This window comes from Streptomyces caeni (assembly GCF_042678285.1).
Taxonomy (GTDB): Bacteria; Actinomycetota; Actinomycetes; order Streptomycetales; family Streptomycetaceae; genus Streptomyces; species Streptomyces caeni.
Genome location: NZ_JBHUDX010000068.1, coordinates 1 through 25,540, shown reverse-complemented (window position 1 = coordinate 25,540; position 25,540 = coordinate 1). Strand labels below are relative to the sequence as shown.

At 73.7% G+C, this 25,540-nt stretch carries 27 protein-coding genes and 4 pseudogenes; 18 read left to right on the top strand and 13 right to left on the bottom strand.

The genetic code is table 11. The annotated features are described in order from the left end of the window. The 5 genes from ACFSL4_RS23680 to ACFSL4_RS23660 all read right to left on the bottom strand — a co-directional run. The coding region (locus tag ACFSL4_RS23680; RefSeq protein WP_381086409.1) for an FAD:protein FMN transferase at positions 1-563 on the bottom strand (563 nt) is incomplete at its 3' end. Continuing rightward, on the bottom strand, positions 560-979 hold the full coding sequence (locus ACFSL4_RS23675; protein ID WP_381086406.1) for a hypothetical protein: 420 nt from the start codon (positions 977-979) through the stop codon (positions 560-562). The genes ACFSL4_RS23680 and ACFSL4_RS23675, both read right to left, overlap by 4 nt. Before the next feature lie 199 nt (positions 980-1,178). Continuing rightward, on the bottom strand, positions 1,179-2,549 hold the full coding sequence (locus ACFSL4_RS23670) for a sensor histidine kinase (RefSeq protein ID WP_381086403.1): 1,371 nt from the start codon (positions 2,547-2,549) through the stop codon (positions 1,179-1,181). Then, positions 2,546-3,241, bottom strand: a complete 696-nt coding sequence (locus tag ACFSL4_RS23665) for a response regulator transcription factor (RefSeq protein ID WP_381086484.1) — start codon at positions 3,239-3,241, stop codon at positions 2,546-2,548. Before ACFSL4_RS23665 ends, ACFSL4_RS23670 begins: the two co-directional genes overlap by 4 nt. A 430-nt stretch (positions 3,242-3,671) precedes the next feature. Continuing rightward, on the bottom strand, positions 3,672-4,544 hold the full coding sequence (locus tag ACFSL4_RS23660) for an SCO2400 family protein (protein WP_381086400.1): 873 nt from the start codon (positions 4,542-4,544) through the stop codon (positions 3,672-3,674). A 381-nt stretch (positions 4,545-4,925) separates the two neighbouring features. Between ACFSL4_RS23660 and ACFSL4_RS37640 the strand changes: the two are divergent. After that, a pseudogene (locus tag ACFSL4_RS37640) lies at positions 4,926-5,358 on the top strand (universal stress protein); the annotation flags it as partial. A gap of 148 nt (positions 5,359-5,506) precedes the next feature. Beyond that, on the top strand, positions 5,507-6,388 hold the full coding sequence (locus ACFSL4_RS23650; protein ID WP_381086394.1) for a universal stress protein: 882 nt from the start codon (positions 5,507-5,509) through the stop codon (positions 6,386-6,388). 40 nt (positions 6,389-6,428) lie between these two features. Here the strand turns inward: ACFSL4_RS23650 and ACFSL4_RS23645 are convergent. Further along, a pseudogene (locus ACFSL4_RS23645) lies at positions 6,429-6,845 on the bottom strand (Pvc16 family protein); the annotation flags it as partial. Between the two features lie 158 nt (positions 6,846-7,003). Next, on the bottom strand, positions 7,004-7,666 hold the full coding sequence (locus tag ACFSL4_RS23640) for a helix-turn-helix transcriptional regulator (protein WP_381086391.1): 663 nt from the start codon (positions 7,664-7,666) through the stop codon (positions 7,004-7,006). 368 nt (positions 7,667-8,034) lie between these two features. On the opposite strand from ACFSL4_RS23640, the gene ACFSL4_RS23635 reads away from it, so the two are divergent. The 7 genes from ACFSL4_RS23635 (at position 8,035) to ACFSL4_RS23605 (ending at position 14,388) form a co-directional block, all read left to right on the top strand. After that, the gene (locus ACFSL4_RS23635) at positions 8,035-10,782 is read left to right on the top strand and encodes an AAA family ATPase (RefSeq protein ID WP_381086388.1); all 2,748 of its coding nucleotides are present in this window, start codon (positions 8,035-8,037) and stop codon (positions 10,780-10,782) included. A 7-nt stretch (positions 10,783-10,789) separates the two neighbouring features. Beyond that, positions 10,790-11,224: a hypothetical protein gene (locus ACFSL4_RS23630; RefSeq protein ID WP_381086385.1), complete on the top strand. Its 435-nt coding sequence runs from the start codon at positions 10,790-10,792 to the stop codon at positions 11,222-11,224. Between the two features lie 248 nt (positions 11,225-11,472). After that, on the top strand, positions 11,473-11,856 hold the full coding sequence (locus ACFSL4_RS23625) for a sortase-dependent protein (RefSeq protein WP_381086382.1): 384 nt from the start codon (positions 11,473-11,475) through the stop codon (positions 11,854-11,856). Then, positions 11,853-12,491, top strand: coding sequence for a class F sortase (locus ACFSL4_RS23620; RefSeq protein WP_381086379.1), 639 nt, complete (start codon positions 11,853-11,855; stop codon positions 12,489-12,491). Before ACFSL4_RS23625 ends, ACFSL4_RS23620 begins: the two co-directional genes overlap by 4 nt. A 42-nt stretch (positions 12,492-12,533) precedes the next feature. Further along, positions 12,534-13,025, top strand: coding sequence for an RNA polymerase sigma factor (locus tag ACFSL4_RS23615; RefSeq protein WP_381086376.1), 492 nt, complete (start codon positions 12,534-12,536; stop codon positions 13,023-13,025). After that, entirely contained in the window at positions 13,009-13,509 is a 501-nt protein-coding gene (locus ACFSL4_RS23610) for a hypothetical protein (RefSeq protein ID WP_381086373.1), read from the top strand. Before ACFSL4_RS23615 ends, ACFSL4_RS23610 begins: the two co-directional genes overlap by 17 nt. Positions 13,510-13,617: 108 nt before the next feature. Continuing rightward, positions 13,618-14,388 carry a SpoIIAA family protein gene (locus tag ACFSL4_RS23605; RefSeq protein ID WP_381086370.1) on the top strand — a complete coding sequence of 257 codons (771 nt, stop codon included), beginning with the start codon at positions 13,618-13,620 and terminating at the stop codon, positions 14,386-14,388. A gap of 335 nt (positions 14,389-14,723) precedes the next feature. Here the strand turns inward: ACFSL4_RS23605 and ACFSL4_RS23600 are convergent, their stop codons facing one another. From ACFSL4_RS23600 to ACFSL4_RS23585, 4 genes are all read right to left on the bottom strand, one after another. Further along, positions 14,724-15,110 carry a helix-turn-helix domain-containing protein gene (locus ACFSL4_RS23600; protein ID WP_381086366.1) on the bottom strand — a complete coding sequence of 129 codons (387 nt, stop codon included), beginning with the start codon at positions 15,108-15,110 and terminating at the stop codon, positions 14,724-14,726. A 175-nt stretch (positions 15,111-15,285) separates the two neighbouring features. After that, entirely contained in the window at positions 15,286-15,645 is a 360-nt protein-coding gene (locus ACFSL4_RS23595; protein ID WP_381086363.1) for an SCO5918 family protein, read from the bottom strand. Positions 15,646-15,740: 95 nt separating this feature from the next. Beyond that, positions 15,741-17,276 (bottom strand): DEAD/DEAH box helicase, encoded by a 1,536-nt coding sequence (locus ACFSL4_RS23590; RefSeq protein WP_381086360.1) that lies wholly within the window; start codon positions 17,274-17,276, stop codon positions 15,741-15,743. A gap of 225 nt (positions 17,277-17,501) precedes the next feature. After that, positions 17,502-17,705, bottom strand: a complete 204-nt coding sequence (locus ACFSL4_RS23585; protein WP_381086356.1) for a cold-shock protein — start codon at positions 17,703-17,705, stop codon at positions 17,502-17,504. A 493-nt stretch (positions 17,706-18,198) separates the two neighbouring features. Here ACFSL4_RS23585 and rox point away from each other — a divergent pair, with 493 nt between their 5' ends. From rox to ACFSL4_RS23560, 5 genes are all read left to right on the top strand, one after another. Next, positions 18,199-19,626, top strand: a complete 1,428-nt coding sequence (gene rox, locus ACFSL4_RS23580; RefSeq protein WP_381086353.1) for a rifampin monooxygenase — start codon at positions 18,199-18,201, stop codon at positions 19,624-19,626. A 249-nt stretch (positions 19,627-19,875) separates the two neighbouring features. Beyond that, complete coding sequence (locus ACFSL4_RS23575; protein ID WP_381086350.1) at positions 19,876-20,574, top strand: LAETG motif-containing sortase-dependent surface protein; 699 nt, start codon at positions 19,876-19,878, stop codon at positions 20,572-20,574. A gap of 263 nt (positions 20,575-20,837) precedes the next feature. Then, positions 20,838-21,302 carry a hypothetical protein gene (locus ACFSL4_RS23570; protein ID WP_381086347.1) on the top strand — a complete coding sequence of 155 codons (465 nt, stop codon included), beginning with the start codon at positions 20,838-20,840 and terminating at the stop codon, positions 21,300-21,302. A gap of 159 nt (positions 21,303-21,461) precedes the next feature. Continuing rightward, on the top strand, positions 21,462-21,713 hold the full coding sequence (locus ACFSL4_RS23565) for a heme-binding protein (protein ID WP_381086344.1): 252 nt from the start codon (positions 21,462-21,464) through the stop codon (positions 21,711-21,713). A 213-nt stretch (positions 21,714-21,926) separates the two neighbouring features. After that, positions 21,927-22,475 (top strand): TerD family protein, encoded by a 549-nt coding sequence (locus ACFSL4_RS23560; protein WP_381086482.1) that lies wholly within the window; start codon positions 21,927-21,929, stop codon positions 22,473-22,475. Positions 22,476-22,544: 69 nt separating this feature from the next. On the opposite strand, the gene ACFSL4_RS23555 is transcribed toward ACFSL4_RS23560, so the two are convergent. Beyond that, complete coding sequence (locus tag ACFSL4_RS23555) at positions 22,545-23,240, bottom strand: alpha/beta fold hydrolase (protein ID WP_381086479.1); 696 nt, start codon at positions 23,238-23,240, stop codon at positions 22,545-22,547. Between ACFSL4_RS23555 and ACFSL4_RS23550 the strand changes: the two genes are divergently transcribed. Next, positions 23,187-23,405 (top strand): hypothetical protein, encoded by a 219-nt coding sequence (locus ACFSL4_RS23550; protein ID WP_381086342.1) that lies wholly within the window; start codon positions 23,187-23,189, stop codon positions 23,403-23,405. The genes ACFSL4_RS23555 and ACFSL4_RS23550 overlap by 54 nt on opposite strands. Before the next feature lie 184 nt (positions 23,406-23,589). Here the strand turns inward: ACFSL4_RS23550 and ACFSL4_RS23545 are convergent, their stop codons facing one another. Continuing rightward, a complete protein-coding gene (locus tag ACFSL4_RS23545; RefSeq protein ID WP_381086339.1) occupies positions 23,590-24,066 on the bottom strand; it encodes a transposase in 477 nt (158 codons plus the stop codon). 537 nt (positions 24,067-24,603) lie between these two features. Here ACFSL4_RS23545 and ACFSL4_RS23540 point away from each other — a divergent pair. The 3 genes and pseudogenes from ACFSL4_RS23540 to ACFSL4_RS23530 form a co-directional block, all read left to right on the top strand. Continuing rightward, positions 24,604-24,687: pseudogene (locus tag ACFSL4_RS23540) on the top strand (mobile element transfer protein); the annotation flags it as partial. A 16-nt stretch (positions 24,688-24,703) separates the two neighbouring features. Then, positions 24,704-24,898, top strand: a complete 195-nt coding sequence (locus ACFSL4_RS23535) for a hypothetical protein (RefSeq protein WP_381086336.1) — start codon at positions 24,704-24,706, stop codon at positions 24,896-24,898. Beyond that, a pseudogene (locus ACFSL4_RS23530) lies at positions 24,810-25,475 on the top strand (tyrosine-type recombinase/integrase); the annotation flags it as partial. The gene ACFSL4_RS23535 and the pseudogene ACFSL4_RS23530, both read left to right, overlap by 89 nt. Between the last annotated feature and the right edge of the window lie 65 nt (positions 25,476-25,540).

The following is a 25,540-nucleotide window of genomic DNA, read 5'->3' as shown; positions in this document are numbered from 1 at the left end:
GCCAGATCGCCGCCGAGGCCCACCAGGACGCCGCAGCCCGCGGCGGCCGCGGCGTGGCGTGCGGCGCGGTCGGCGGTGAGGGCCTTCGCGGTCGCGCCCAGGTCGAGGCGCGCGTGCGGCGGCAGGCACAGCCGCCGGGCGCGAGGGTTCCAGGCGATCCGGTGCCATCCGGGGGCGGGCCGGGCCGCCGGCAGGGGGCGGGCGTCGTCGGGGCGCAGGGAGGCGAAGCTGCGGTCGTAGCCGAGCGCGTCCATCGCCTGGCCGACGGTCGGGTCCACGGCGCCGTCGGTGAGGCGGGCGGCACGGAGCGCGGCCTCGAGCGCCTCCGCGAAGCGTTCGCCGACCGTCACCGGGGTGCCGGCGGTCAGGTTCACGCGGCTGAGTTCGGAGTCCGGCCGGAAGCGGCTGCACGCCGCGTCGACGGCGGCCAGCTCGGCGCGCAGGACGGCCTCCGCAGCCGGCAGCCCCCGCGGGTCGGTCACGAGCAGCACCGCGGTGGTGCCGAGGGCCGGGAAGACCACCTCGGCGGGCGCGCGGTACGGTGCGCCGGCCGGAACGGTCATGACGCCCCCGTGGTGGTGTGGGGCTGCTGCTGCGTGGGGGCGGGCGGCTGTGCCGGAGCCTGCAGGCCGGGCCCGGCGGCCGGGGCCGTGCCGGTGCCCTCGCCGTCGTCTCCGTCGTCGTCCTCGTCCTCGTGACCGCCCGTGCCGCCGTGGTCCTCGTGCCCATCGTCCGCGTGGGCGGGCGCCACGGGGTTCGGCACGGGCGGACCGGACGACGCCGAACCGGCGGGCAGCAGATGGGTGTAGACGGCGCCCAGCGCGGCGGCGCCGGCGAGCGCCGCGACCGCGATCCACCGGGTCAGGCCGCGAAGCCGCCGTACCCCGCGGTCGCGTGCGTCCGCGGGGTACACAGAGGGAGCGGGGGAAGCGGGCGGGCCGGAACCGGGGGAGGGGAAGGGCGCGGACGGGAAGGACATGGCAGCGGCTCCTGGTGGATCGGGCGGCCCGGTTCGGCTGCGTTCCCTCCAGGCTGTGTCAGCGCCACCCCGGAACCCGCTCACCTCTTCTTCAGAACCGGTAAAGATCTCGGTCCCGAAGGCGGCCTGCCCGCGTTCCGGATTCCCCGCCGTTTCCGGGTCCCGCCATGCGGGGCCCTGCCGTGCCGGGCCCCGCCGTTCACCGGCGGCCCGCCCGCCCCGGACCGCCGTCCTGCCGCAGCGGCAGCTCCAGGACGACGGTCAGCCCTCCGCCCGGGGTGTCCTCCAGGCGTGCGGTGCCGCCGTTGACGGTCACCAGCCGGTGGACGATGGCCAGCCCCAGGCCGGTGCCCCTGGCCCGCGGATTGCCGAACCGGCGGAACGCCACCCCCTTCGCCTCGGCGTCCATTCCGGGACCGTCGTCCCTCACCCGCACCAGGGCCGAGGCCCCGAGGACCCGATGGTCGACCGTCACGCTCCCGCCGTCTGGGACGGCCTCCAGGGCGTTGGCGATCAGGTTGTCGAGGATCTGCTCCAGATGACCGCCACCCAGGGAGGCGGACAGGGCGGGGCCCGCGGCCCCCGTCAGACGCACATGGCGCTCCTCGGCCACCGGCGACCACGCGGCCACGCGCTCCGCCACCACCTCGTCGACCCGCACAGCGGTCGGGCGAGGCGTCGTCTGCTCGGCGCGCGCCACCGCCAGCAGCCCGTCGACCAACCGGGACAGCCGGGCGATCTCCCCCTGGGCCGCGGCCAGTTCCGTCGCCGTGTCGTCCTCGGCGCCGGCGGCGAGGACGTCGAGCCGCAGCCGCAGCGCGGCCAGCGGGGTGCGCAGCTGATGGGAGACGTCGGCGATCACAGCCCGGTGACCGTGCACCAGGGCCTCGGTACGGGCCGCCATGGCGTTGAAGGTCGCCGCCAGACGGCGGACCTCCGGCGGCCCTTCGCCGACGACGGCCCGCTCGTCGAGGGCGCCCTCGCCGAGCCGCCTGGCGGCGGCGTCCAGCGTCGACAGGGGGCGGCTCACCCAGCGGGCGAGGCGGACGGACAACAGCACCGACGCGGCGAGCCCCGCGGCACCGATCGCGGCGGACCAGCCCCAGATCGCGGCGATCCGCGCGTCGAGCGGGGTCGCGGAGCGGGCGAGGACGACGACTCCCGCGGGCTGCCGGACCTCACCGGCCGGTTCCGCGGCCAGCAGCCGTCCCTCGCGCTCCGGCGGCTCCGGCTCGTGCCCGTCGAGCACATCCTCCACCAGCTCGCGCGCCTCCTCGCCCTGGGCCGCGGCGCACTCCGTGCTCGCCACCAGGCGCGCCGAGGCGTCGTACACAGCGACGCAGTCCCCCGCCCGGGCCGCGGCATCCATCTCCCGCCGCATGGTGGTCGCCGGCCGGTGGTCGGAGAGGTGTTCCTCGGCCGCCGCGGCGATCACCCGGGTGGCCGCCCGCTGGCTGTCCCGGAACGCCACGCGCTCCCGGGCCGTCAGCGACGCGGCCAGCGGCACCACCGCCAGCACCAGCAGCACGGTCGTCAGCACGAGGAGCGTCCAGGTGATCCGGCGGCTCACGGCTGCTCCCGTGCCGCCCCGAGCCGGAAACCGTGCCCGTAGACCGTCTCGATCAGGCCCGGCACGCGAAGCTTGCGGCGCAGCGACGCGACGTGCACGTCCAGCACCTTCGTGGGGCCGTACCAGTGGGCGTCCCAGGCCCGCTCCAGGATCTGCTGCCGGCTCACCACCCGCCCCGGGTCCGCGGCCAGGCACTCCAGGATGCCGAACTCCTTCGGCGTCAGCGCGAGCGGGCGGCCGTCCACGGAGACCTGCCGGGTCCGCAGATCGAGCACCAGCGGCCCGTGCCGCAGCACCTCGGGTTCGGCCGGGCGCCTGCGCCGCAGCACGGCCCGCATCCGCGCCAGCAGCTCGGCCAGCCCGAACGGCTTGACCAGATAGTCGTCGGCGCCCTCGTCCAGGGCCACCACCCGGTCCGCCTCCTCGCCACGCGCGGTCACGGCGATGATCGCCGCGTCCGACCGCGCGCGCAGCATCCGGCACACCTCGACGCCGTCGATGTCGGGCAGCCCCAGATCGAGCAGGACGACATCGGGGGTGTCGGCCGTCAGGGCCGCCCGCCCGGTGCGGACGCCCTCGACGGCGTACCCGGCCTGCCGCAGCCCGCGCACCAGGGAGTCCGCGATGCCCCGGTCGTCCTCCACGACCAGCACGCGTGTCTCCTCGGACGAACCTGTGCCGTGTCCCGCCATGTCCGCGACCGCCTTTCGGACCGTGCGGTCCACCACCCCGATTCTGCCCCTTCAGCCTTCCCCGATCGTGGGGCCGGATGGCAGGGGCCGTTGGTCCCCTCACCTGCCGCATGGGGCCGGGCGGATCACCGCAGGGACGGCGACGCGGTACCGGAAGGCCCTGTGCGCACGGGCCGATCGGCATCTTCCGGTGCTCGTCGTGGTTCGGGAAGGCTGTCGATCACGGGATGCCACTCCTGGCTTTGATTCAGGACAGTGGCTGGGCGCCCGTGAGGGGCCCGCCTACGGGCGGGGGCCGTTGCTGCGCGGGTGGCGTGGCGGCCCTGCGTCCGTCCGGCCCGACCGTCTTCTCGGCCGACGGACGCACCCCGGCCCGCCGCCGTACCCGTGCCGCGTACGGTGGCCGGCCGGGTGGCCGGGCGCGGCACGGTCAGCCGAGGCACACCAACTGCAGCAGACAGATCTGCGTCGGAGACGTGGCCGCGGGCGTGGGGCTCGCGGGCGGCGTACCCGCATTCGTGCCGCCGGTGGCGGCGGGCGCGGGGGTCTGCTGCGCCGTCGTGGCGGAGCCGCCGGGCACCGTGGCGCCCGAGGACGGGGCGGTGAACTGCGTTGACGGGGCCGACGTCGTCGTTGCCGTCGTTGCCGTCGTTGCCGTCGTTGCCGCCGTCGCCGTCGCCGTCGCCGTCGCCGTCGTACGAGGAGAGGCGGCCGCATCGGGCCGAACGCTTCGCGGGGTGGCGCGGTGCGGTGCTGCGGCCGGCTCCCCGGGCGGGAGTCCGGTCGCGGGCGACTGCGTGGAGCGCGCGGGCGGGTGCGTACGAGGCGGTGCCGTCGTCGGGCCGGGGTCCTCCAGCACCTGTCCCTCCGCGGCGCCCATGCTCGTGTCGTGCGGTGCCGAGGCCGACTGCGCCCGGTCGGCCGTGCCGCGGTCCAGCGTGGCGACGGTCAGCCCGCCCCCGACGAGTGCGACGGCTGTTGCGATCACGGCCCGGCGCTGGTTCTTCTTCAGACGGGCCAACTGCCGCCGGCGGGCCGCCCGGCCCTGCGGCGCGGGCCGTACGCCCGTGACCCCGTCGGACACCTCGGTGCCGGGGACCCGGAGAGCCTCGTCCGCGCCCCCGGCCGCCGCCCCGTCTCGGGCACGGCCGTCGTGCCACCCGTCCGGGGCCGTGGTCTCCCACGCCGCCCCCGCGCCCGTCACCGCCCTGGCGGACGGGGCGACGTCCGGGGCGTAGGCACCGCATCCGGGACACACCAGGGCGCCGTTGAGGTACCGGCGGCACGAGGAGCAGTAGTCCATCACTGGTCTTCCTGAGTCGGCGTACCGTCGGCCCGCCCGGCCGCGGTCTGGTCGTGTTCGCAGGGGGAAGTGAGCGGCCAGCAACGCTAACGAGGCTTTCGCAAGGCCGTGTGCAGCCCGTGTGACGCTCCTGCGCGGATTCCTCGCGGACCTCGCGGACCTCGCGGACCTCGCGGGACCGTGCGCGGCCGACGGCGAGGCGTCACCGGCGCGCGGGGGGCCGCCCGGTTCAGGAGGCCCCCCGCGCGGCCCGGCCGCGTGGCGCGCCCCGCGGATGCGGTCGACGCTGGGTGGGAGACGGGTCCGGCCGGCGGGCGGGTCCGCGACGCGCCACCGGTCCGGCCGGCGGGCGGGTCCGCCCGGGACGAGCGAGGATGCGCGATGGGCGGTCTGGTGGTCGTCGGGGTCGGCGGTTCGGCGTCGAGCCTGGCCGCGGCCGAGGTGGCGGCGGCGGGACGCGGGGCTGCGGGTGGCGCACGCGTTCATCTGGCCGGCGATGCACGTGCCCCTGGGGCCGTCGTCGTGGGGCCCGCCCGAGGGCGGGCTGCGGAACATGGCCGGGCGTCCGGTGGCCGAGGCGGTGGAACGCGCCAAGGCCGTGGCACCCGGGGTGGAGGTCACCGGCAGTGTGGTGACCGGTGAGCCGCTGACGGTGCTGGAGGCGCAGTCGCGGGCCGCGGAGCCGGTGGCCGTCGGGTCCCGGAGCATGGGCGGCTTCGTCGGACTGCTGCTGGGGTCCGTGAGCCAGGCCGTGCTGCACCACGCGCACTGCCCGGTCGCCGTGGTCCGTGGCGAGGACGGCCGCCACGGACCGCGGTGGCGCGCCGCGGGCAGGGCCGGGTGGCCCCGGGCATGGCCTGGTGGTCCCCTGGCCGCTGCCGGGCCGCGGGCCCCAGGGTGGAGACCACGGGCAGACGTGAACGGGCACCCGGTGAACGGGCACCTACTGGTGGGAGGCAGAAGTGAGCGGTCCGGTGATCGTGGGGGTCGACGGCTCGGCGTCCAGCCTTGCGGCGGTGGAGGTCGCGGCCCATGAGGCCCGGCTGCGGGAAGCCGAACTGCGGATCGTGCACGCGTTCGGCTGGCCTGCCGCCCATATGCCGGCGGGTGTGGCGCCGTGGGCCAGGGGCGAGAAGGGCCTGGAGGCGATGGTCGAGGGAACGCTGGCGGAGGCCGAACGCAGGGCGTACGCCCGCGCGCCGGAGGTCGTCACCAGCCGCTCCGTGGTGGTCGGCGAGCCGCTGATGGTGCTGGAGATCGAGTCGCGCACCGCCGCGCTGGCCGTGGTCGGCAGCCGGGGCCTGGGAGGCTTCGGCGGTCTGCTGCTGGGATCGACGGCGGTGCATCTCGCCGCGCACGGGCACTGCCCCCTCATGGTGGTCCGCGAACACCCCGAGCCGGCCGGCCCGGTGCTGCTGGCGGTCGACGGTTCCCCGGCCGGCGAGGCGGCGGTCGGGTTCGCGTTCGCCGAGGCCGCGCTGCGGTCGGCGCCCCTGCTGGCTTTGCACGTGTGGAACACCTGGAGCGAGCGGGCCTACGACGGCCCCGGCGACCCCCTGAGCTCGGTGGTGGTGGACATCGACCGCCTCCGCGAGGCGGAGCAGCGGCTGCTGGACGAGGCGCTGGAGCCGTGGCGGGCTCGCTTCCCGCAGGTCGAGGTGGAGCCGCGCCTGGTGCGTTCCCGCATCCGGCCGGCCCTGATCGAGGCGAGCCGGGAGGCCCAGCTCCTGGTGACCGGCGCCCGCGGCCGCGGTGGCTTCACCGGCCTGCTGCTCGGGTCGGTCAGCCAGGCCCTCCTGCACCACGCCCACTGCCCCGTCACGGTGGTGCGCGGCACGGGGTGACCGGGGCCAGCCGGCCACCCGTGCCGTCCACGTCGTGGTGGGTCTGGATACCGGCCACCGTCAACGGCACCGCGAGGCCCAGCGCACCCAGCGATCCCGGGAGTTCGTCCGCGGTCAGCAGCTCGCGCGGCAGCAGCGTGGCCAGGACGGCCGACAGCAGCCGGTGTTCGTCCTGCGGCGTCCTGGTCCAGGCGGTCACCAGGTACGACAGCCGGAACCAGCGTGGCGGTTGGCGGCGGCGCACCACCACGTCACGGTCGTCACGCACGGACGCCCGGCCGCGCTGCCGCCGGGTGACGTCCTCCCGGATGTCGTACAAGTAGGTGTTGACCACAGGGGCGTTGCGTCAGGCCGCCCAGTCGCGGGTCGGCGCCTCGAAGGACACCTCGATGCCGGAGCCCGACAGCGCGCCGCCGCCGAGCAGGTCCTTGAGGACCTCGTCCACCTCGTGGATCACCGTCATGCTCCCGAATCGCCGTACGCCGGGCCCGGCTCGGTGCCGTCCGGCCGCCCGCTACCGATCGTGCCCCCCGCACGGCGCGGGCCGCAGGCGTGCCGGGGCCGGCGGCCGGGCAGGTGCGCTGCCCGCGTGTCCGCCTTCGATTGCCCGTTCGGTCAGATGTAGCCTTCCCGCAGGGCATAGGCCACGGCATGCGCCCGATTGCGCAGATGCAGTCGCGTCGTGAGTCCGTGCATGACGTTCTTGACGGTGCGTTCGGAGTAGGACAGCTTGCTGGCGATCTCTCCGGTGTCGAGGCCCTCGGCGACCAGCCGCAGGACGTCCACTTCACGGGGCGCGAGGCCCAGGGCGGGGGTTCCGGGCCGGCCCGGAACCCCCCGGTGCAGCGTTCCCACCTGGCTGATGAGCCGGCCGAGCAGGTCGGAGGGCAGGTCGCCGTCGCCGCGGGAGGCGGCGAGGACCGCCTGCACCAGCCGGTGCGCGGTGGCCTCGCGGCGCCAGACGATGGCCCCGACCCCGCACTCGATGACGTCCAGCAGTTCGTTCTCCCTGATGGTCCCCACCACGAGCACGGCGCGGGTGCCCTCACTGCGCGCGACCCTGCGCAGCCGGGTCAGGGCCGCCTCGTCGAGCGCGTCCTCGATCAGCAGGACCACCGTGCCGGGCCCGGATTCCTCGCGGAGTTCGATCCCCGGGTGCCGGCGCAGATGGCTGACGGCACCCTCGTGGGAGATCGGGTCCGGGGCGGCCACCGCCACGGGTATCCGGGGCCCGGCGCCGGCGGCGCCGGTGTCTGTGGTCCGGGGTGAGCTGAGCAACCGTTTCCCCCATGTTCACGGGCCCGCCGTCCGTCAGGAGCCGGTGGCGGATGGGCGTGTTCCACACTTCTGTGACTGCTGTGGCGCGCGCAATCGTGGAGCACCACGAGGCGGACCACGAGACCAGCGGGCCGGCCACCACGAGTGGCGCCGGGTGCGCGCATCGCAGCAGGCCAACGGGGGGCTGCCACACGGCGGGCGGACCCGGCGGCCCCGTACACGCACCCTCGTGAGCCTCGCCACAGCGGCCGCCGGAGGGCGTGCCGGACGGCACCCGGACGCCCCGCCCGTGGGCCATGTCACGGCACCGGAACCTGCACCGCCCCGTCCCTCACAACGGGACGCCGCAACCACCACAGGAGGCAGGGATGACCGGACTGCTGCGTGACCGCGACGACGTGCGGGCGCTGCTCGCGTCCGAGGCCGAGCGCGCCCGCACGGGCAGCGGCCGGCTCGTCCTGCTTCGCGGCGCCACGGGCACCGGCCGCACCGCAGTGCTGGAGGCCGCCGCCACCCATGCGGCCCACCGCGGCCTGCGTGTGCTGCGGGTGCGGTGCTCTCCCGAGGACACCGCCGTGCCGTTCTCTTCCGTCCTCCATCTCCTCGGCCCCGTACCGGAGTTCGCGGACGTGGCGCCGGCCGGCTACGACCGCCCCGGCGCGGCCCGGCTGTGGCGGCTGCTGCGCTCGTACGCGGACGAGACCCCGCTGATGGTGGCCGTGGACGATGTCCACCTCGCCGACTGCTCCTCGCGCCGCTGGCTCGTCGAGGCCGCCCGCCGCGTCGACCGATTACCGGTGCTGCTGGTGGCGACCGAACGCAGCCAGTACGACATCGACCCCCAGCCGGAAGGTCTGACGCACGCACTGCCGCCGTCCCTCGTCCGCACCCACACCCTCGCCCCGCTCACCGACGACGCGTCGGCGGCCCTGGTCCGGGCCGCCTTCCCCACCGCCACCGCCCCATGGACGGCTGACTGCGTACGGGCCGCAGCGGGCAGCCCGCTGCTGCTGCGCGCCCTGCTGGACGACCTGCGCGGCGCCCCGCCGCCGGACGTGCCGGAGACCTGCGCGGCGCTGTACCCGGGCGCGTACCCGGCGGCCGTCTCCTGGTGGCTGGACAGCGCCGGGAGCGCCACGGCCGAGGTGGCCCGCGCACTGGCCGCGCTGGAAGGGACCCACCCGCAGGACACCGCCGACGGCCTGGCCGGGCTGCTCGCGGAGGTGGCCGGGGCCGATCCGGCCCGGGTCGCGGGCTGGCTCACCGCGATGACCCGGCTCGGACTGCTGCGCCCCGACCTCGCGGGCCGCCCCCGCTACGCTCATCCGCTGCTGCGCGACGCCGTGCTGTCCGGCTGGCGGGCCGAACGGCGGGGGGCGGTGCACCGGGCGGCCGCGGAGGCGATGCTGCGCCGCGGCGACCGGGTCGAGGCCGTGGCCCGGCAGCTGCTGGACAGCCGGGCCGTCGGGCTGCCCTGGGTGCTGAGTGTGCTGCGCGACGCCGTGGCCGTCGCCGTGCGCGGGGGCCGGCCCGGCGACGCGGTCGGCTATCTGCGCCGGGCCCTGGACGAGCCCCTGCCCGACGACCTCAGACAGCGGCTGCTGACCGAACTGGGCTCCCTGGAGTACACCTTCGCCGACACCCCGGCGGGCATCCCCCGTCTCGCCGAGGCGTTGCACCTGCCGGCCGAGCCCCGCGACCAGGTGCGCACGGCCATCGCCCTCGGCACGGCCCTCGCCGACCGGGGCGAGGTCCGCACGGCCGTGGAGGTGCTGCGGCGGCTGGAGGACCGGCTGGCCGACGACCCCGAGCTGGTTCGCACCGTGCAGACCGCGGGCGCGCTGCTGTCCGACCGGGACCTGACGGTCCGCCGGGAGGCGTACCAGTGGCTGAGCGACGCCGCCGAGCGCTCTCCGGACCTTGTCGGAGCCACCGGACAGGCCCTGCTGGTGCGGTACGCGGCCACCGCCGGGGCCAGTTCGGCCCGGGCGGCCATGAAACGGCTGCGGGCGCTGCTGACGGAACCCGCCGACCCGCTGGCCGAGCCCTTCCTGCTGGGCACGGCCGCCGCCGTCGCCCAGTGGGCCGACGAACTGGACCACGCGGAAGGGTTTGTGGAGCGCGGCCTGGCCGGGCGGCGCACCGTACTGCTGCACCCGATGCAGCAGTCCCTGCTGGACGTCCGGGACGACATCGCCGCCGCCCGCGGGGCCTACGGACTGCTCCTCGCCGACCATGCGGCACGCCCCGCCCCGGCGCACCCCAGCGGGCCCTCCAACGCCGACGCGCACGCCCTGGTCGCCCTCGTCGAGACCGGCCGCACCGAACAGGCGCGGCGGCTGGCGGACGGCTTCGACCTGCGGGAGGCGCCGGATTCCTGGGAGCTGAACCGCTTCCTGTACGCGCGGGGCGTGCTGCGCCGCGCGGAGGGGGACGTCACGGGCGCCCTCCACGACTTCCTGGAGTGCGGCCGGCGGCAGTCGGCCCGCGCCGTGATCAGCCCGGTCGTCACGCCCTGGCGGACGGCGGCCGCGGAGTGCCGGCTGGCGCTGGGCGGCCGGCATGAGGCGCTGGCCCTGGCGGAGGAGGAGCTGCGGCTGGCCCGTGTGTGGAACACCCCGCGCACGGTGGGGAGGGCCCTGCAGGTGCTGGGCCTGGCGACCGGCGGGCGGCGCGGCCTGGAGCTGACGGAGGGCGCCGTGGACCACCTCCGCCGGTCGCCGGGGGAGGCCGACCTGGTGTCCGCGTTGATCGCGCAGGGGCGGCAGCTCATCACCGCGGCGGAGCGGGCGAGGGCCCGCGACTGCCTGCGGGAGGCGGCCGAGCGGGCCGAACGCCTCGGCGCCGTAAGGCTGCGGGCCGACGCCGAGGAGGCGCTGCGCACGGGCGGCGCCCGCCGCTCCGCCGCCCCGCTCACCGGCTCCGGGGCGCTCACGGGCAGCGAGCGCCGCATCGCCGAACTCGCCGCCGACGGCCGCACGAACACGGAGATCGCCGACCTGCTGCACCTGGCCCGCCGCACCGTGGAAACCCACCTGACCAGCGCCTACCGCAAACTCGGCATCCGACGCAGGACCCAACTGCGAACGGTGCTGACGACGGAGCCTGAAGGATAGACCCCCCGTGCCGCCGGACTCCCGGGCCCAGCCGGCCCCCGTCCCCGTCCCCGTCCCCGTCCCCGTCCTCGTCCTCGTCCCCGCCCTCGTTCTCGTCCCCGTCCCCGCCCTCGTTCTCGTCCCCGTCCCCGCCCTCGCCCTCGTTCTCGTTCTCGCCCTCGTTCTCGTCCCCGCCCCCGTCCTCGTCCTTGCCCTCGTCCTTGCCCTCGTTCTCGCCCTCGTTCTCGTCCCCGCCCCCGTCCTTGCCCTCGTCCTTGCCCTCGTCCCCGCCCCCGTCCTCGTCCTTGCCCTCGTTCTCGCCCTCGTTCTCGTCCCAGCCCCCGCCCCCGTTCCAGTGCCCGCGGGCGGCGGTGCCGCGGTCCGGGCGCGCAGGCCCTGGTGGTCGTCCGCCTGCCGCTGTCCTCGCACGCGCGTCGGCGTGGGGACGGCACCGGGGGCGTGAGGGGGCTCCTGTCCGGCCCCGCGGAGATCGACGCCTTGGCGCCGTGCGGCGTTCAACTCCCGTACGCCCGGCGGTCGCCCGGCACCGCGGGCAGGTCGCCGCGCTCCGCGTGCGGGGCGGCGGCCCCCGACGGCTTTGCCGTCTCTTTACAACCTGTTCCGCCGCTGCCTCGTCTCTCCGCTCGATCGTCACCCGGCCCGCCGCGCACCGGCGGGCCGACGAAGACGAAAGAGAAAGGGAGCCACTCCATGCGCCGAACCGTCCTCAGCGCCGCGGCACTTGCGTGCACCGCCGTGCTGGCGAGCACCGTGCCCGCGTTCGCCGACGGGCCTTCCCCGGTCCCCACGGTCCGCCCGACCGCCACCACCGCACCGGCCCCGTCCCCCGCCACCCCGACGCCCAGCGCCGCACCGACCCGGGCACAGGTTTCCGCCCGTCCGGTGCCGAGCGCCGTACCCGCCCGGGGCCAGGTCTCCGTCGTGCCCAAGGGAGCGCCCGACACCGGAGTCGCGCCGGTGGCATCGCGGTCCGGCCCCGGGGCCGGGTTGGTCGGCCGGGCCGCCGCCGCGGTGTTCGCCACGGCCGGTGCGGCGGTCTTCGTCGTACGCCGCCGGCGGGCGACCGGGGCATGACCCCGCTCTCCAGGCGCGTGTTCGCCGGTGCGGCGGCGGCCTCGCTGCTCGTCGGCTGCGCCGGCCACGGCACGACACGGACCGGGATCCCCCGCCACGGCGGTTACCCGCCGCCCGGGCCTTCGCGGACCCCCGGACCGCCTTCGCGGACCCCCGGACGGGCGGCGCACGCCCCGGCGCGTTCGGCCCCGGTCAGGCTGCGGATCCCGGCCATCGGGGTCGACACCCCGGTCATACGGCTGGGGCTGGCGCCGGACGGCGGTGTGCAGGTGCCCCCGGTCACGGCCCACGACCGCGCGGGCTGGTACCGGTACTCGCCGGCACCGGGCCAGACCGGCCCGTCGGTCATCCTCGGCCATGTGACGGTCGGCGCCTACGGCGACGGGGTCTTCCGCCACCTGGCGCGGCTGCACCGGGGCGACCGGATCGTGACGCGCCTGGAGGACGGCACGGCGGCAGGGTTCGCCGTCGCTTCCGTACGGACGGTCGCCAAGTCCGACTTCCCGGCGGACGACGTCTACGGGGACGTGGACCGTCCGGAACTGCGGCTCATCACCTGCGGCGGCCCCCGTACCGGTGACGGATACCTCGACAACGTGATCGTGTTCGCCGCGCTGAGCTCCCCGAGCCCCTGACCCCCACGAGCCCTACGGGTGCCCTCACCACCATGGAGAGCGTTGAAGCGGTCCCGTGACAAGGCGGCGTCCGAGCTGTTCGCCGCCCTCTACCCCCGCCTCGCCGGCTGGTGCCGCCGTCTCGTCGACGACGACGAGACGGCGCACGAGATCGCCTCGGAGGCGTTCACCCGCCTGTGGGCCCGCTGGACGACCGTGGAGGAGCCCCGCGGCTTCCTCTACGTCACCGCGGCCAACCTCGTCCGCGACCACTGGCGCAAGCTGGAGCGTGAGCGCAGAGCCCTGCGTCGCGCCACCTCGGAGGCCGCCGTCCGCCCCCACACCGAACAGGCCGACCCGTCGGTGCGCCTGCTCGTGCAGTCGCTGCCGGAACGACTGCGTGTCCCGATCCTGCTGCACTACTACGCTGACATGCCGATCCGGGAGGTGTCCGTGCTGACCGGGCGCAGGGAGGGAACCGTCAAGGCCGACCTGCACGCGGCCCGGGAACTGCTCCGCGTCCACCTGAGGAGAAGCCTTGACCACACGGTCTGACGAGGGCCCGGAGTTCGGCCCGGACGACCCCCTCGCGGTGATCCTGCGGCCCGCCTCCGGCCACCTCGGCCCGCCCCCCGGCCGCTACGAGGCGATCCGCCGCGCCGCGGCCCGCCGCCGGCTGCTGCGCGCCGCGGCCGGGCTGGGCCTGTCCTGCGCCGTCGCCACCGCGGTCGCCCTGCAGCTCCACGTGGCCGCACCCGGGGCGCCCGCGCGCCCGACGGTCCCGCTCGCCCCACCGCCCGCGAGCCGCCCCACGGCGCCCCCCGCCACGTCGGCGCGCCCCACCCCGTCGGTGACGCCCGGGCACGTCGCCCCCAGCTCCCGCCCCGGCACCGCGCCCCGGGGCACCGCCTCCGTCGTCCCGGCCCCCACCGCCGTCGCCACCCGCGCTCCGGCGGCGGCACTCTCCCCGCCACGGGCCGAGGCGTGGGCGAGCCGGACCGTGACCGCCGCCGTGTCCGGGAGCAGACCCTTCTCGTAGCAACCGTGCGACCAGCCCGGCTCGATGCGCCCGGAACGACCACCGATGGGACAATGGGGCGAAATGGGCTGAATGTGGCATGCCGTACGGTGCTGAGAGGGGACCGGGATGCTGGAGCGAGCCAACGACGTGCCTGCCGGGGTCGATGCGCTGAGCGCGGTGGGAACCGTGTCGAAGAGCGACTACGAGACGGTGGTGGAGCCGCTGATCGATGAGGCGCGCCGGGAAGGCCGCCGCATCCGGCTCCTGTACGAGTTCGGCCCGGAGTTCCGGTCGTTCACCCCGGGGGCCGGGTGGGAGGACTTCAAGATCGGGATCGGCTCCATGCGGCTGTTCGAAGGATGCGCGGTCGTCACCGATGCCGGCTGGATCCGCCAGGCGACCCGGCTGAGCGGCTTCCTGATGCCGTGTCCGGTACGCGTCTACGGCACCGGGGAGCGCGAGGAGGCCCTGCGCTGGCTGGCGTCGCTGCCCGAGGGCCCCGGGGTGTCCCACCGTCTCCTGCCGGAGGCCGGGGGAGTCCTTGTGATCGAGATCGAACAGCCGCTACGGGTCCCGGACTTCGACGCCCTGGCGGTGACCGCGGACGGCTGGCTGGAGCGGCACGCCGAGTTGGCCGGCGTGGTTGTCCACGCGCGCGAGTTCCCCGGGTGGGAGAACGCCGGGAGCCTGCTGCGGCACGTGCGTTTCGTCCGCGACCACCACCGGAAGGTCGGGAAGGTCGCGCTGGCGGCCGACAGCAGGCTCGCCGCCCTGGTGCCCCAGCTCGCGAACCACTTCGTGCGGGCCGAGGTGCGGCGGTTCGGGTACGACGAACTCGACGACGCGGTCGCCTGGGCCGGGGAACCTACGGACCGGGAGTCGTCCGGCGCGGAGTGACGCGCGCCGGCAGCGGTCCGACGGCAGGCGCCCCGCCGGCGCCGTCCGGAGACGTTGTGGCGGCGACGCGCGGCGCCGCATGCCCGAGGCGGCGACAGACAGATTCGTTCCAGGTCCGGGGTCTGCGGCCAGGCTGTCTTCGCGCCGAGGGCGGAACGGATCCGCCGATCTCGTGACGGCAGGGGGCACCGCTCGTCGAGCGGGGGCTGGCGGGGTCACGTCGGCCTGGGGTCACGTCGCTCTGGGGTCACGTCGGCCTGGGGTCACGTCGCTCTGGGGTCACGTCGGCCTGGGGTCACGTCGCTCTGGGGTCACGACGGCCTGGGGCCACGTGCTCAGCCGAGCCGCGAACCCGAACCATCGGCCGCGGTGTCGGCGGCGTCCGCGGTGTCGGCGGCGTCCGCGGCGTCCGCGGCACGGCGGTACTCCGCGTTGATGCGCTGGGCTTCCTCGAGCTGGTCCTCGAGGATGACGATGCGGCACGCGGCCTCGATCGGGGTGCCCTTGTCCACGAGCTCGCGGGCGCGCGCGGCGATCCGCAGCTGGTAGCGGGAGTAGCGGCGATGACCGCCCTCGGAGCGGAGCGGACTGATCAGACGGGCCTCTCCGAGGGCTCGCAGGAATCCCGGGGTGGTGCCGATCATCTCGGCGGCCCGGCCGATCGTGTAGGCGGGGTAGTCGTCGTCGTCCAGTCGATCGCTGAGCGGATTGTCTGCTGTCATGTCACCTCGTTACGCGACGCGTGGAGGGGCCCTGGCGCCGTACGGCACCAGGGCCCCTGAGGAGATTCAACACCATCCGCGGGCCGGGCGGCCGTGCGGACTCCCGCGACGGCGGGCGGCCGCACCAGGGCGGCCGCCCGCCGTCGCGGGGGAGTCGCACTCGCTCAGCCGGATGTCACCGGCCGACGTCGTCGACGGTGCCCTCATCACCGGCCGACGCGCCGAGGAGGCCGGGACCGGGACGTCCGAACGGCTCCGGCGCGGCCGGCTGCCGAGGGGCCGCAGACACGGGGGCGGCCTCGGGACGGGAGTGGCAGGTGAAGCCGAGACGGATCATGGCCCGCACGACTTCACCGCTGGTGAAGTCGCGGCGGTCCTGTCCGGTGACGACCGCGCCCACCTGTTTGACGGGGTAGCGGCGGCGGCCGATGGTCACGGACTCACCCGTGACGGGTTCGGGCTTGACGCCCGCCATCGAAGCAAGCACTCCGGTCTTGGTCAGCTCGAACGGGTACCGGGCGATGACACAGCGCATGGTGCCTCACAGGGAGAAGGGGAACGGGGAGAGCGGTCCGCCGAGGACGGGTGGACGAACCGGTCCGTGTACGCGGAGCCGTCGCGGCCGTGCCGTCATCCGGCCGCCCGCCCTCCCGCCGGGCGATGGGAGGGCGACGACGGGACCTGGGCCGCCGCGGCGCCGGCGGACTGCCGCCGCGCACCGCGGGGCGGCGCCTCGCCGACGGGCCGGCCCTGGGGGGTGCGACCGCGGCGCCTGCGGGCCGAAGACGAGGATGCGCGTCGTCGGGCAGGCTCCGCGACCGGCGCGGTGACGACGACCGGGACGCCGGGAGGGGCCTGGGCACCGGTGATGCGGCTCAGCTCCGCCTCTCCCGAACGGACCGGGGTGATCCGCGGGGTGATGCCGGCCGAGGCCATCAGCCGGCTCATGTCCCGACGCTGACCGGGGGTCACCAGGGTGACCACGCTTCCGGACTCGCCGGCGCGGGCCGTGCGACCGCCACGGTGCAGGTAGTCCTTGTGGTCGCTGGGCGGATCCACGTTGACGACGAGGTCGAGGTTGTCGACGTGGATCCCGCGAGCCGCGACGTTGGTCGCCACCAGCACCGTCACCTGCCCGCTCCTGAACTGGGCGAGGGTCCGCGTGCGCTGCGGCTGGGACTTGCCGCCGTGCAGGGCGGCCGCACGGACGCCGCTGTTCAGCAGGTGCTTGGTCAGCCGGTCCACGGCGTGCTTGGTGTCCAGGAACATGATCACTCGGCCGTTCCGCGCCGCGATCTCGGTGGTCGTCCGGTGCTTGTCGGCGTCGTGCACATGGAGCACGTGGTGCTGCATCGTGGTCACGGCGCCTGCCGACGGGTCGACGGAGTGGACCACCGGGTCGGTCAGGTAGCGGCGGACCAGCCGGTCGACGTTGCGGTCCAGCGTGGCCGAGAAGAGCATCCGCTGCCCGTCGGGGCGCACCAGGTCGAGCAGAGCGGTGACCTGGGGCATGAAGCCCATGTCGGCCATCTGGTCGGCCTCGTCCAGGACGGTGATGCCGACGTCGTCCAGCCGGCAGTCGCCGCGGTCGATGAGGTCCTTGAGCCGCCCCGGCGTCGCGACGACGACCTCCGCCCCGGTGCGCAGCGCACCGGCCTGCCTGCCGATGGACATCCCGCCGACCACGGTGGCCGTCCGCAGTTCCACGGAGCGGGCGTACGGCGTGAGCGCGTCGGTGACCTGCTGGGCGAGTTCGCGGGTGGGGACGAGGACGAGAGCCAGCGGCCGCCGTGGCTCCGCGCGCCGGCCCGCCGTGCGGGCCAGCAGCGCGAGACCGAAGGCGAGCGTCTTGCCGGAACCGGTACGGCCACGGCCGAGTACGTCACGGCCGGCCAGGGAGTTCGGCAGGGTTGCCGCCTGGATCGGGAACGGCACGGTCACGCCTTCGTGGCCGAGCGTGGCCAGCAACGCCGTCGGCATGGCCAGATCGGTGAACGACTCCACCGCGGGCAGCGCGGGCGTCAGCGTCTTCGGCAGCGCGAACTCGCCGTTGGGCCTGTCGGCCTGCCGGCGTCCGCGGCCCTGGGAACGGCGCGGAGTGCCGGAGCGACCGGCGGCGGAGCCGCTGGAGCGGTCATAGGTGCGGGATGTGCGCGTACGGTTCATGCGGACCTTCCTTGATGCGACACGTATCAAGGAATTCCGCAGCGATGGAGCGGCGCAGATAATCGCGAGAACGAGCCGAGAACGATGGGGCGGCGGACTGGGACGGGAGGGAAAATACCCGGTTGGGCAGAGAATTACCTCAGGATTTCCCGAGAAAACACAGCGAGCTGGGGCTCGCACCCCAAGGTGCGGACCCCAGCTGCGAAGTGAGCGTCAGTGCCGGTGTCAGGCGGGAACGATGTTCTCGGCCGTCGGGCCCTTCTGGCCCTGACCGATGTCGAACGTCACCTTCTGCCCCTCCAGCAGCTCGCGGAAGCCCTGGGTGGCGATGTTCGAGTAGTGGGCGAAGACGTCGGGGCCGCCGCCGTCCTGCTCGATGAAGCCGAAGCCTTTTTCCGCGTTGAACCACTTCACGGTACCGGTGGCCATTTTGTTTCTCCTTCGAGACGGTGCTCGGAATCCGCACCGCGCGGACTCCGGTCGCCGTGATGATCACCCCGTCGGAAAAACCTTCAGGCAACCACAACTGCAACTGCCGTCGACAGTACCATGCCCTGGCGACCTTGGTGCGGTGGAAATTCCGCCCCGTCGGGCAATCCGAGAAATATTCGTCGTGCGCCGCGTCAATTTCTCATTTCGCGGACACAGATATTGCCCCGCCTGGACCGCAGGGTCGCCGTGCTCCACCGGCACCGCGCGGGCCCCGCGGCCAACGGCGCCGCCCGCGTCGCGGAACGCGCGCCGCCGCTTCGCGAGGAGGGCGTCGTACGCGGCGGACGACCGAAGAGGCAAAGGAAAAGGCAAGGAGTCATCCGCTCCTTGCCACTCTCAACGTATAGCGCGCCCGGGGGCTTGCGGCAAGACCCGGGGCGTACCGCAGAATCGCCGGCCGAAGCCACAACCTGCGGAAACGGGGACAGAGATGATCGACGTGATCGTTGTCGGCGGTGGTCCGACGGGCCTGATGCTGGCTGCCGAGCTACGGCTGCACGGTGTGCGCGTGCTCGTGCTGGAGAAGTTGACCGAGCCGACCGGGCAGTCCCGCGGACAGGGCCTGCACGCGCGCAGCGTCGAGATGACGGATCAGCGCGGCCTGCTGGACCGGTTTCTCGCTGTCAGTGAGAAGTTCCAGGTCGGCGGCCTGTTCGGCGGCATCATGAAGCCGTGGCCTGACCGGCTGGACACGGCTCACCCGTACGGCCTCGCCACCCCGCAGCCGGTCACCGAGCGGCTGCTGAACGAGCGTGTCCTCGAACTCGGTGCCGAGATCCGCCGCGGCTGCGAAGTGGTCGGGCTGAACCAGGACGAGGACGGGGTGACCGTCGAACTGGCGGACGGCACGCATCTTCGCTCGCGCTACCTCGTCGGGTGCGACGGCGCCCGCAGCGTGGTGCGCAAGCGGCTCGGCGTCGCTTTCCCCGGCGAGCCGGCCAAGGTCGAGACGCTGCTGGGCGAGATGGAGGTGACCGAGGACCCGGCGACGATCGCCGCCGTCGTCGAGGAGGTCCGCAAGACCCATCTGCGCTTCGGCGCCGTCCCCCTCGGGGACGGGGTGTACCGCATCATCGTGCCCGCCGAAGGGGTGGCCGAGGACCGCGCGGTGCCGCCGGCCCTGGAGGAGTTCAGGGAGCGGCTGCGGGCCTTCGCGGGCACCGACTTCGGCGCGCACTCGCCGCGCTGGCTGTCCCGGTTCGGTGACGCCACCCGCCAGGCCGAGCGCTACCGGGTCGGCCGGGTGCTGCTGGCCGGCGACGCGGCGCACATCCACCCGCCGACCGGGGGTCAGGGGCTCAACCTCGGCATCCAGGACGCGTTCAACCTCGGCTGGAAACTGGCCGCCGAGGTGGGCGGCTGGGCGCCGGAGGGACTCCTGGACAGCTACCACGCCGAACGGCACCCGGTGGGCGCGAGCGTGCTGGACAACACCCGCGCCCAGATCACGCTGATGGGGGCCGATCCGGGTGCGACCGCGCTGCGGGAGCTGTTCTCGAAGCTGATGGACTTCGAGGAGGTGAACCGGTACGTGACCGGGATCATCACCGCGGTCGATGTCCGCTACGACGTCGGCGAGGGCCACGAACTGCTCGGCCGCCGCCTGCGGGACGTGAAGCTGAAGCAGGGCCGCCTGTACGAACTGATGCACGGCGGCCGCGGTCTGCTCCTCGACCAGACCGGCCGACTGTCGGTGACGGGCTGGGCGGACCGGGTCGACCATGTCGTCGACGTCAGCGAGGAACTGGACGTGCCCGCGGTGCTCCTGCGCCCGGACGGCCACGTGGCCTGGGCCGGCGACGACCAGCGGGATCTGCTGGGCACACTCCGGAAGTGGTTCGGCGCGGCCGCCGACTGAGACGCGGTTCGAGCGAGGCGTACCCTCCCCGTACCGGCCGGGCCGGGTGGGGAGACGCCCCCGCCGCGAAGGTTTTGCCGTGGCTGGAGGGAATCTTGTGACACTGCAGGAGGAGCGTTTTCCTATCGTGGAGCCGGTGCCCGTTACGGTGCCGGCTGCCGGGACATCGTCTGTGTCCGGGCTTCGGGCCGGTGCCCGCCGACCCAGCGGACCATCCAACGCTTCCTCGTCGATCCGAGTAGGACACGCATGTCTTCTTCCCGGCACACCGTCAGAGCCGCACGCGTCATGGGCACGTCGGCCGCCGCGGCCGCCCTCGCCATCGGCGCCGCGCAGACCGCGCTGGCGTGCAGCATCGGTGACTTCTCGGCAACGGCCGTGTGCGACACGGACGGCAACGGGGTCATCCGCGTCACCGACAAGGACGCCTCCGGCACCCCGGCCACCGTCAGCCTGTACGTGCAGCTGAGCATGCCCGGAGGCGAACGGCTCGTGGACACCAAGACGATCGAGCACCCGACCGCGCAGGGTTCCACCGTCGACCTCGTCCCCCTGGGCTGGTACGCCGGGGAGACCTTCCGGGTCCACGTCAAGGCCGGCGGCCAGGTCGACGACGACGTCAAGCCCCAGGTCGTCGTACCCGACGAGACCTGCGCGCCCTCCGGCTCCTCCCCGGCACCCGCCGCTCCCTCCGGGCAGCCCTCGGCGAGTCCGGCGCATCCCTCCGCGACGCCGGCCACGCAGCCGAGCCCGGCGCGCAGCGACAGCGCAGCCGCCCTGCCGAGTGCGGGCAGCGCCGCGTCGCCCGCAGGCAGTGGTGCCGACCTCGCTGAGACCGGTGGGGGCACCGGCACCACCGTGATCGCCGGCGCCGCCGCCGTGCTGGTCGCGGCCGGCGGCGGCATCGTCGTCGCCCTCCGGCGCCGGCCGGCCCACCGCTCCCACTGACGGGTCGTGTCCCAGGGCCGACGGTCCGATCGAAGACCATCGGCCGGACCGTCAGGGCCCTGTGACGCTGCTGTGACCGGAGGAGTGGCCCCCGCCACAGCCCGGTCGGTTCGGATGCTGGTGGGATTGTCGGATGCCCACCCTCCCCCGCCCCCCACTGAGTTGTCATCGGCCCGCTCCTCCTCACCGTCTGCCTCACCGTCTGCGGAACACCCCTGGTCGCTGTCCTGCCCGCCCGGTCATGCACGGGTGGAGGTGAGGTCGTGATCGTGGGTCTCGCTGTCTCCGCGGCTTGTGCCGTCGGAGCACTGATCGCCATGGGAGGGGTCATGGCGATGGCGTTGCCGGGGCGGCCGCAGCCCTGGACGGTGCATCTGATGCACCGTGCCGCATGGCTGGCCGCCTGTGCGGCCGCTGCCGTCTACTCCTTGGGACTCTTCGGGGTTCTGGCGTCCGAGCAGGAGTTCGGCAACGGCGCGGACTCCGTGCCGGCTCCGGCGTGCCGGGACGGCTTCGACCGGGACACGGTCCGGCACCTCACCCATCACCGGTCCTCCTACCTGCCGCTGCGCTTCGACTGCGTGCGCGATGACGGAACCACCTACCCCGGCGACTCGAACTACGGGTGGATGAACTGGACGACGCTGTTCCTCCTCCTGACGGCCGCACTGCTCGTCATCGGCGCGGGCTACCTGACCGAGTTCCGCGCCCGGAAGGACAAGCGGTGATCCGCCCCTGCATCGCGCCGCTGTTCGTGAACGTGCTGATCGGTGTTCCGGTGATCCCCGTGGTACTGCTCGCCCGCTGGCTGCTGTGCCCTGGGGGCCGACCGAAAATTTCGTGTTCATGTCTGGTACGCCACGCCTTCCCGGGCTGAGCACACTGCGTTGCTCGCCCTGAAGCCCTCCGGCCTGATCGACCTGCCCGGTGGGATCGTCGACGGTATCCAGCACCCCTACGGCGGTGACTTCGTTCCGTGGGCCGGCGGGATACCCGTCTCCGATGGTGAGTTGATCCTCGGCGCCGCAGGGGCATCCGGTGCCCACGCTGTCGAAGACGAAGAGGCCGTGCAAGCGGCACTGCAGCGGTGGCAGGAGAACCGTTCCGCAGAGGGAGATCGCCGACTCGCAGCGCCGTGATCTTCAAGGCCGCCGGTGGGGGCCCGGCAGCACGGTGATTGGCCCTGGCCCGGGGGAAGTGCCGCCGGGCAGCAGGCATGCCATCGACATGCCAAGCCGGTTACTGCGCGGAAGGGCGTGATGGGCGTTCCGGGCGAAGGCTCCTGCTGAGGCGTCAAAGGCGCGTGGAGAATACATACTTGGCAATGTAGGCAAGAAGGTCTCGTGGTGGTCCTGAGAGGGAGCGGCAAGGTGAGTGGTGGGGGCCAGGGGCTGGGCAAGGTCGAGGTGCGGCTCCGCTGGGATCCGAGTCCGTACGGGGAGCCGCCTCGGCACCTCGACATCATCGCGGCGACGTACCCGGTGGACGATCCCCACGGGCGGCCGGCGTATGTCGTGCACTACGACAGCCGGTCACCGGACGGCACCATCAACATGATCCGGCACAGCCGGACCGGTATGGGCTTCGGCTTCGTCGAGGTGATGGTGCTGGAGTTCGAGCGGCTGTCGTCCGCCTATGGACGGGTGGTGGTCGGGGTGGCCATCCACCAGGACGGCGGCCTCCGCACCTTCGGTGACGTTTCCAACGCGGGGGTGGCCGTCGTCGAGGGATACCGGCAACTGCTGGCGGACGACTTCGCCCGGGTCTCCGGCGCCACGGCGGCGACGGTCGCCGAGTTCACCAGGAACGCGGCCGGAGCGTGGGAACTGCGCGAGATGATCCGGGGCTTCGACAGCGATCCCGTGCTCTTCACCGCGGAGATGGGCCGCATCTCGCAGTGATCCGGGCGGGCCGGTTCCAGCGGATGCGATGGCTGGGGACCGGACCGGGACCTCCGGCGGGCCGCGACATCAAGGAGCGGACCCGTACCCGTTGCCGGCCGCCGCACCCGCCCTGGGGCTGACGCTGTGACGGGGACGGTCAGCGGCCTGGGGCACCCGCTCGTGGACGAAGGCGGCGATGAGTGCGGCGACATCGTCCGGGCGGTCTTCCTGCAGGAAGTGGCTCGCCTGGTCGAGCAGGTGGATGTCCTTGTCGGGGATGCGGAGGTCGGCGGAAAAGCGCGGCACCAGCTTCTGGGCGCGCAGTACGGGGTCCTCGGTCCCCCAGATCACTGTCGCGGGGACTCGCAGACGGCGCAGGGCGGCGGCGTAGCGGGAGAACTCGCCCATCATCGCGTCGAGTTCGACGGCGAAGGCGCGGAACGCGTGGATTCCTCCCTCGTGCAGCGGGAGCCAGTGCCCCGTCGTGATGTCCCGGTCGAGCGCCTTGCCCGTGTGGGTGAAGTCGGCGAAGAACCTGTGGACCAGGGACTTGCCGGGGCGGGATCCCCTCGCGTGCAGCATCAGCGGGCCGAGCGGTCCGCCCACGATGCGGGCCTTCCAGGGCGGCTGCATCGGCTCCGCGTAGGCGGAGGTGTTGAGGACGACCAGGCCGTTGATCCGCCGCGGGGCCCGGTCGGCGACCTCGAAGGCCCACGGGCCGCCGAGGTCGTGGCCGACGAAGGCGGCCTCGCGCAGGCCCAGGTGGTCGAGCAGGTCGAGCAGGTCGACCAGGCGGCGGGCCTGGCGGCCTGCCGCGTACTCGCGGCGGTCGCGGGGCGACCCCGCACGTTCGAGTCCGAGGAGGCCGTCGACGCCGCGAAGGAGGGTGGTAGACCGCTGCCGTCGTCATCGTCGCGCCAGCGCAGGCGGCGGGTGGGGTCCCAGTAGTAGTTCTGTACCAGGACCTGCCGCAGGACCTGGTACCCGGCGGCCGCCAAGCAGGTCGGGGTGGTTTCGGCTGAGGTGTTCAAGCAGGCGACGGGCGTCTTCGCCAGTGGTGGTGATACGGGTCTTGGGCCGGGTGGGGTTCTTGCCCAGACGCACCGGTCGGCCGTAGCGGCGGCCCCAGTCCTCACCGACCAGGCCGTCCAGCGCGTGGTCGGGCAGTGCGGGCGATTTCCTCCAGGGCCGCGCGCACGGCCTCGGTGACCAGTTCGAGGCGGGTCAGGTCACGGACGGTGGCCAGGACGTGGGTTGAGTCCGTGCGCTGGGTGGTGCGCTCGCGGACCAGCCCGGCCCCCTTCAGACGGGCCAGGGCGAGATCGAGGAGGCGGTCCGCCCGGTCGTCCTGCAGCAGGCGGTCGCGGGAGTCGCTGAGCACACTGTGGTGGAAGCCGGAGTCGTCGAGCTCGAGGCCGAGCGCGTACTTGAAGTCGATTCGGCAGCGCACGGCCTCGGCCGCATCGCGGTCAGAAAGGCCCAGCAGGAACTGGAGCACGCTCACCGTAGCCAACTGCGCGGGCGAGAGCCCTGGGCGCCCGTCGCGCGGGTACCAGTCGGCGAAGTCCTCGTCCCGCCACAGCCCGTCGAGACGGTCACGAACCCACATCGCCGTCGTACCACCGGGGTTGCTGGCCCGCGCCATCCGCGCCGTTAACACCGGGACCTCGGCACCCGGACGGGGACGGACCGACATCTCGCACTCCTCGGGAATCTCGCGGGCCTCATACACCCGCGAGACCGGCGCACCATGATCACAGGCAGCCGAACACCAAGATCCCCGACAGAGTCAAGCTAAGGACAACGTCGAAGGCAGGGCCGTTCTGGCCGGGTGTGTACGGGTGTGTACAACTAACGGGCCTGGCTCACATTCGGTGGTGACGGAATGTGTCCTGGCATCGCGCTCGGTGACATCCGGGCCGGCCGTGCTGGTGGCCTCGGCTTTCTGCCCAGGCGGTGCGGGGAAGGACCGGCGTGTTGTCCACGAGGGCGCGGTCCGCAGTCGAGGACCCTGCCTTGCATGCGGATCGCTCCTCAGGCTTCCTGCGGCCCCATGAACTGCGCCTTTACAGATAGCACACGAGGCGAGCCGCCGTTACCTTGCGTCACCACCGGATGTGCGACAGGGCCGTTAGTTGTACACACCCCCTGCTGCAACTTCTCCGCAGACTACGACAGCCGCGCTGCCGCCGAACTTGCCGCCCGCACCCACCACTGCCCCGTCCGCTGAAGGGACCCCGCACCCCGTGACGCTCAACCTTCCCCTCGTCGTCGTCTTCGGCTTCTTCGCCTGGGCAGCGGTCAAGTACCTCGGCGTCCGTACCTGGATCGTCGTCCTGATCGCCCTCTTCGGAGCGCTTCTACCGGAAGATGCAGGAGTCCGGGAGCTCCGCTGGCACTGCCCACCACGCACACCGGACGGTCCGGGTCGCTCTCGGTGAGGCCAAACGGCGTGGGCACGTCGCCACAAACGTGGCCGAGATTGCCAAGGCTCCGCGCCTCGAAGAGGAGGACATCGAGCCGTACACGATCGAGGAGGTTCAGAGTCTCGTCGTTGAGGCCACCAAGCTCCGCAACAGCGCTCGTTGGGTCGTCGCCCTGGCCCTCGGCCTCCGCCAAGGGGAAGCACTCGGGCTCCACTGGGAAGACATCGACCTGGACGCTGGGTATGTCCGCATCCGCAAGAACCGGCTCCGCCCCAAGTACGCCCACGGCTGTGGAGACAATCCGTGCGGCCGTAAGGCTGGCTACTGCCCTCGGAAGCAGCAGACCCGTCGCGAGCACAAGTCCACCAAGTCCCGTGCCGGGCGTCGCACCGTCGGTCTGCCTGATCCGCTGATCAAGCTTCTCCGTCACCACCAGGAGGCGCAGGAGAAGGAGAGGATCGCGGCTGGTACCGACTGGGAAGACAAGGGATACGTCTTCGCCTCCCCGACGGGCGGGCCCCTGAGCCCGAACACCGACTTCCACACCTGGAAGCGGCTGCTTCGGGACGTAGGGGTCCGAGACGGCCGTCTGTTGAGTCGGCCCGGGGCGCGGTGCCGGGATTGCTCCCGGTCCGTTTCCCCGGACCGCTCGCCGAA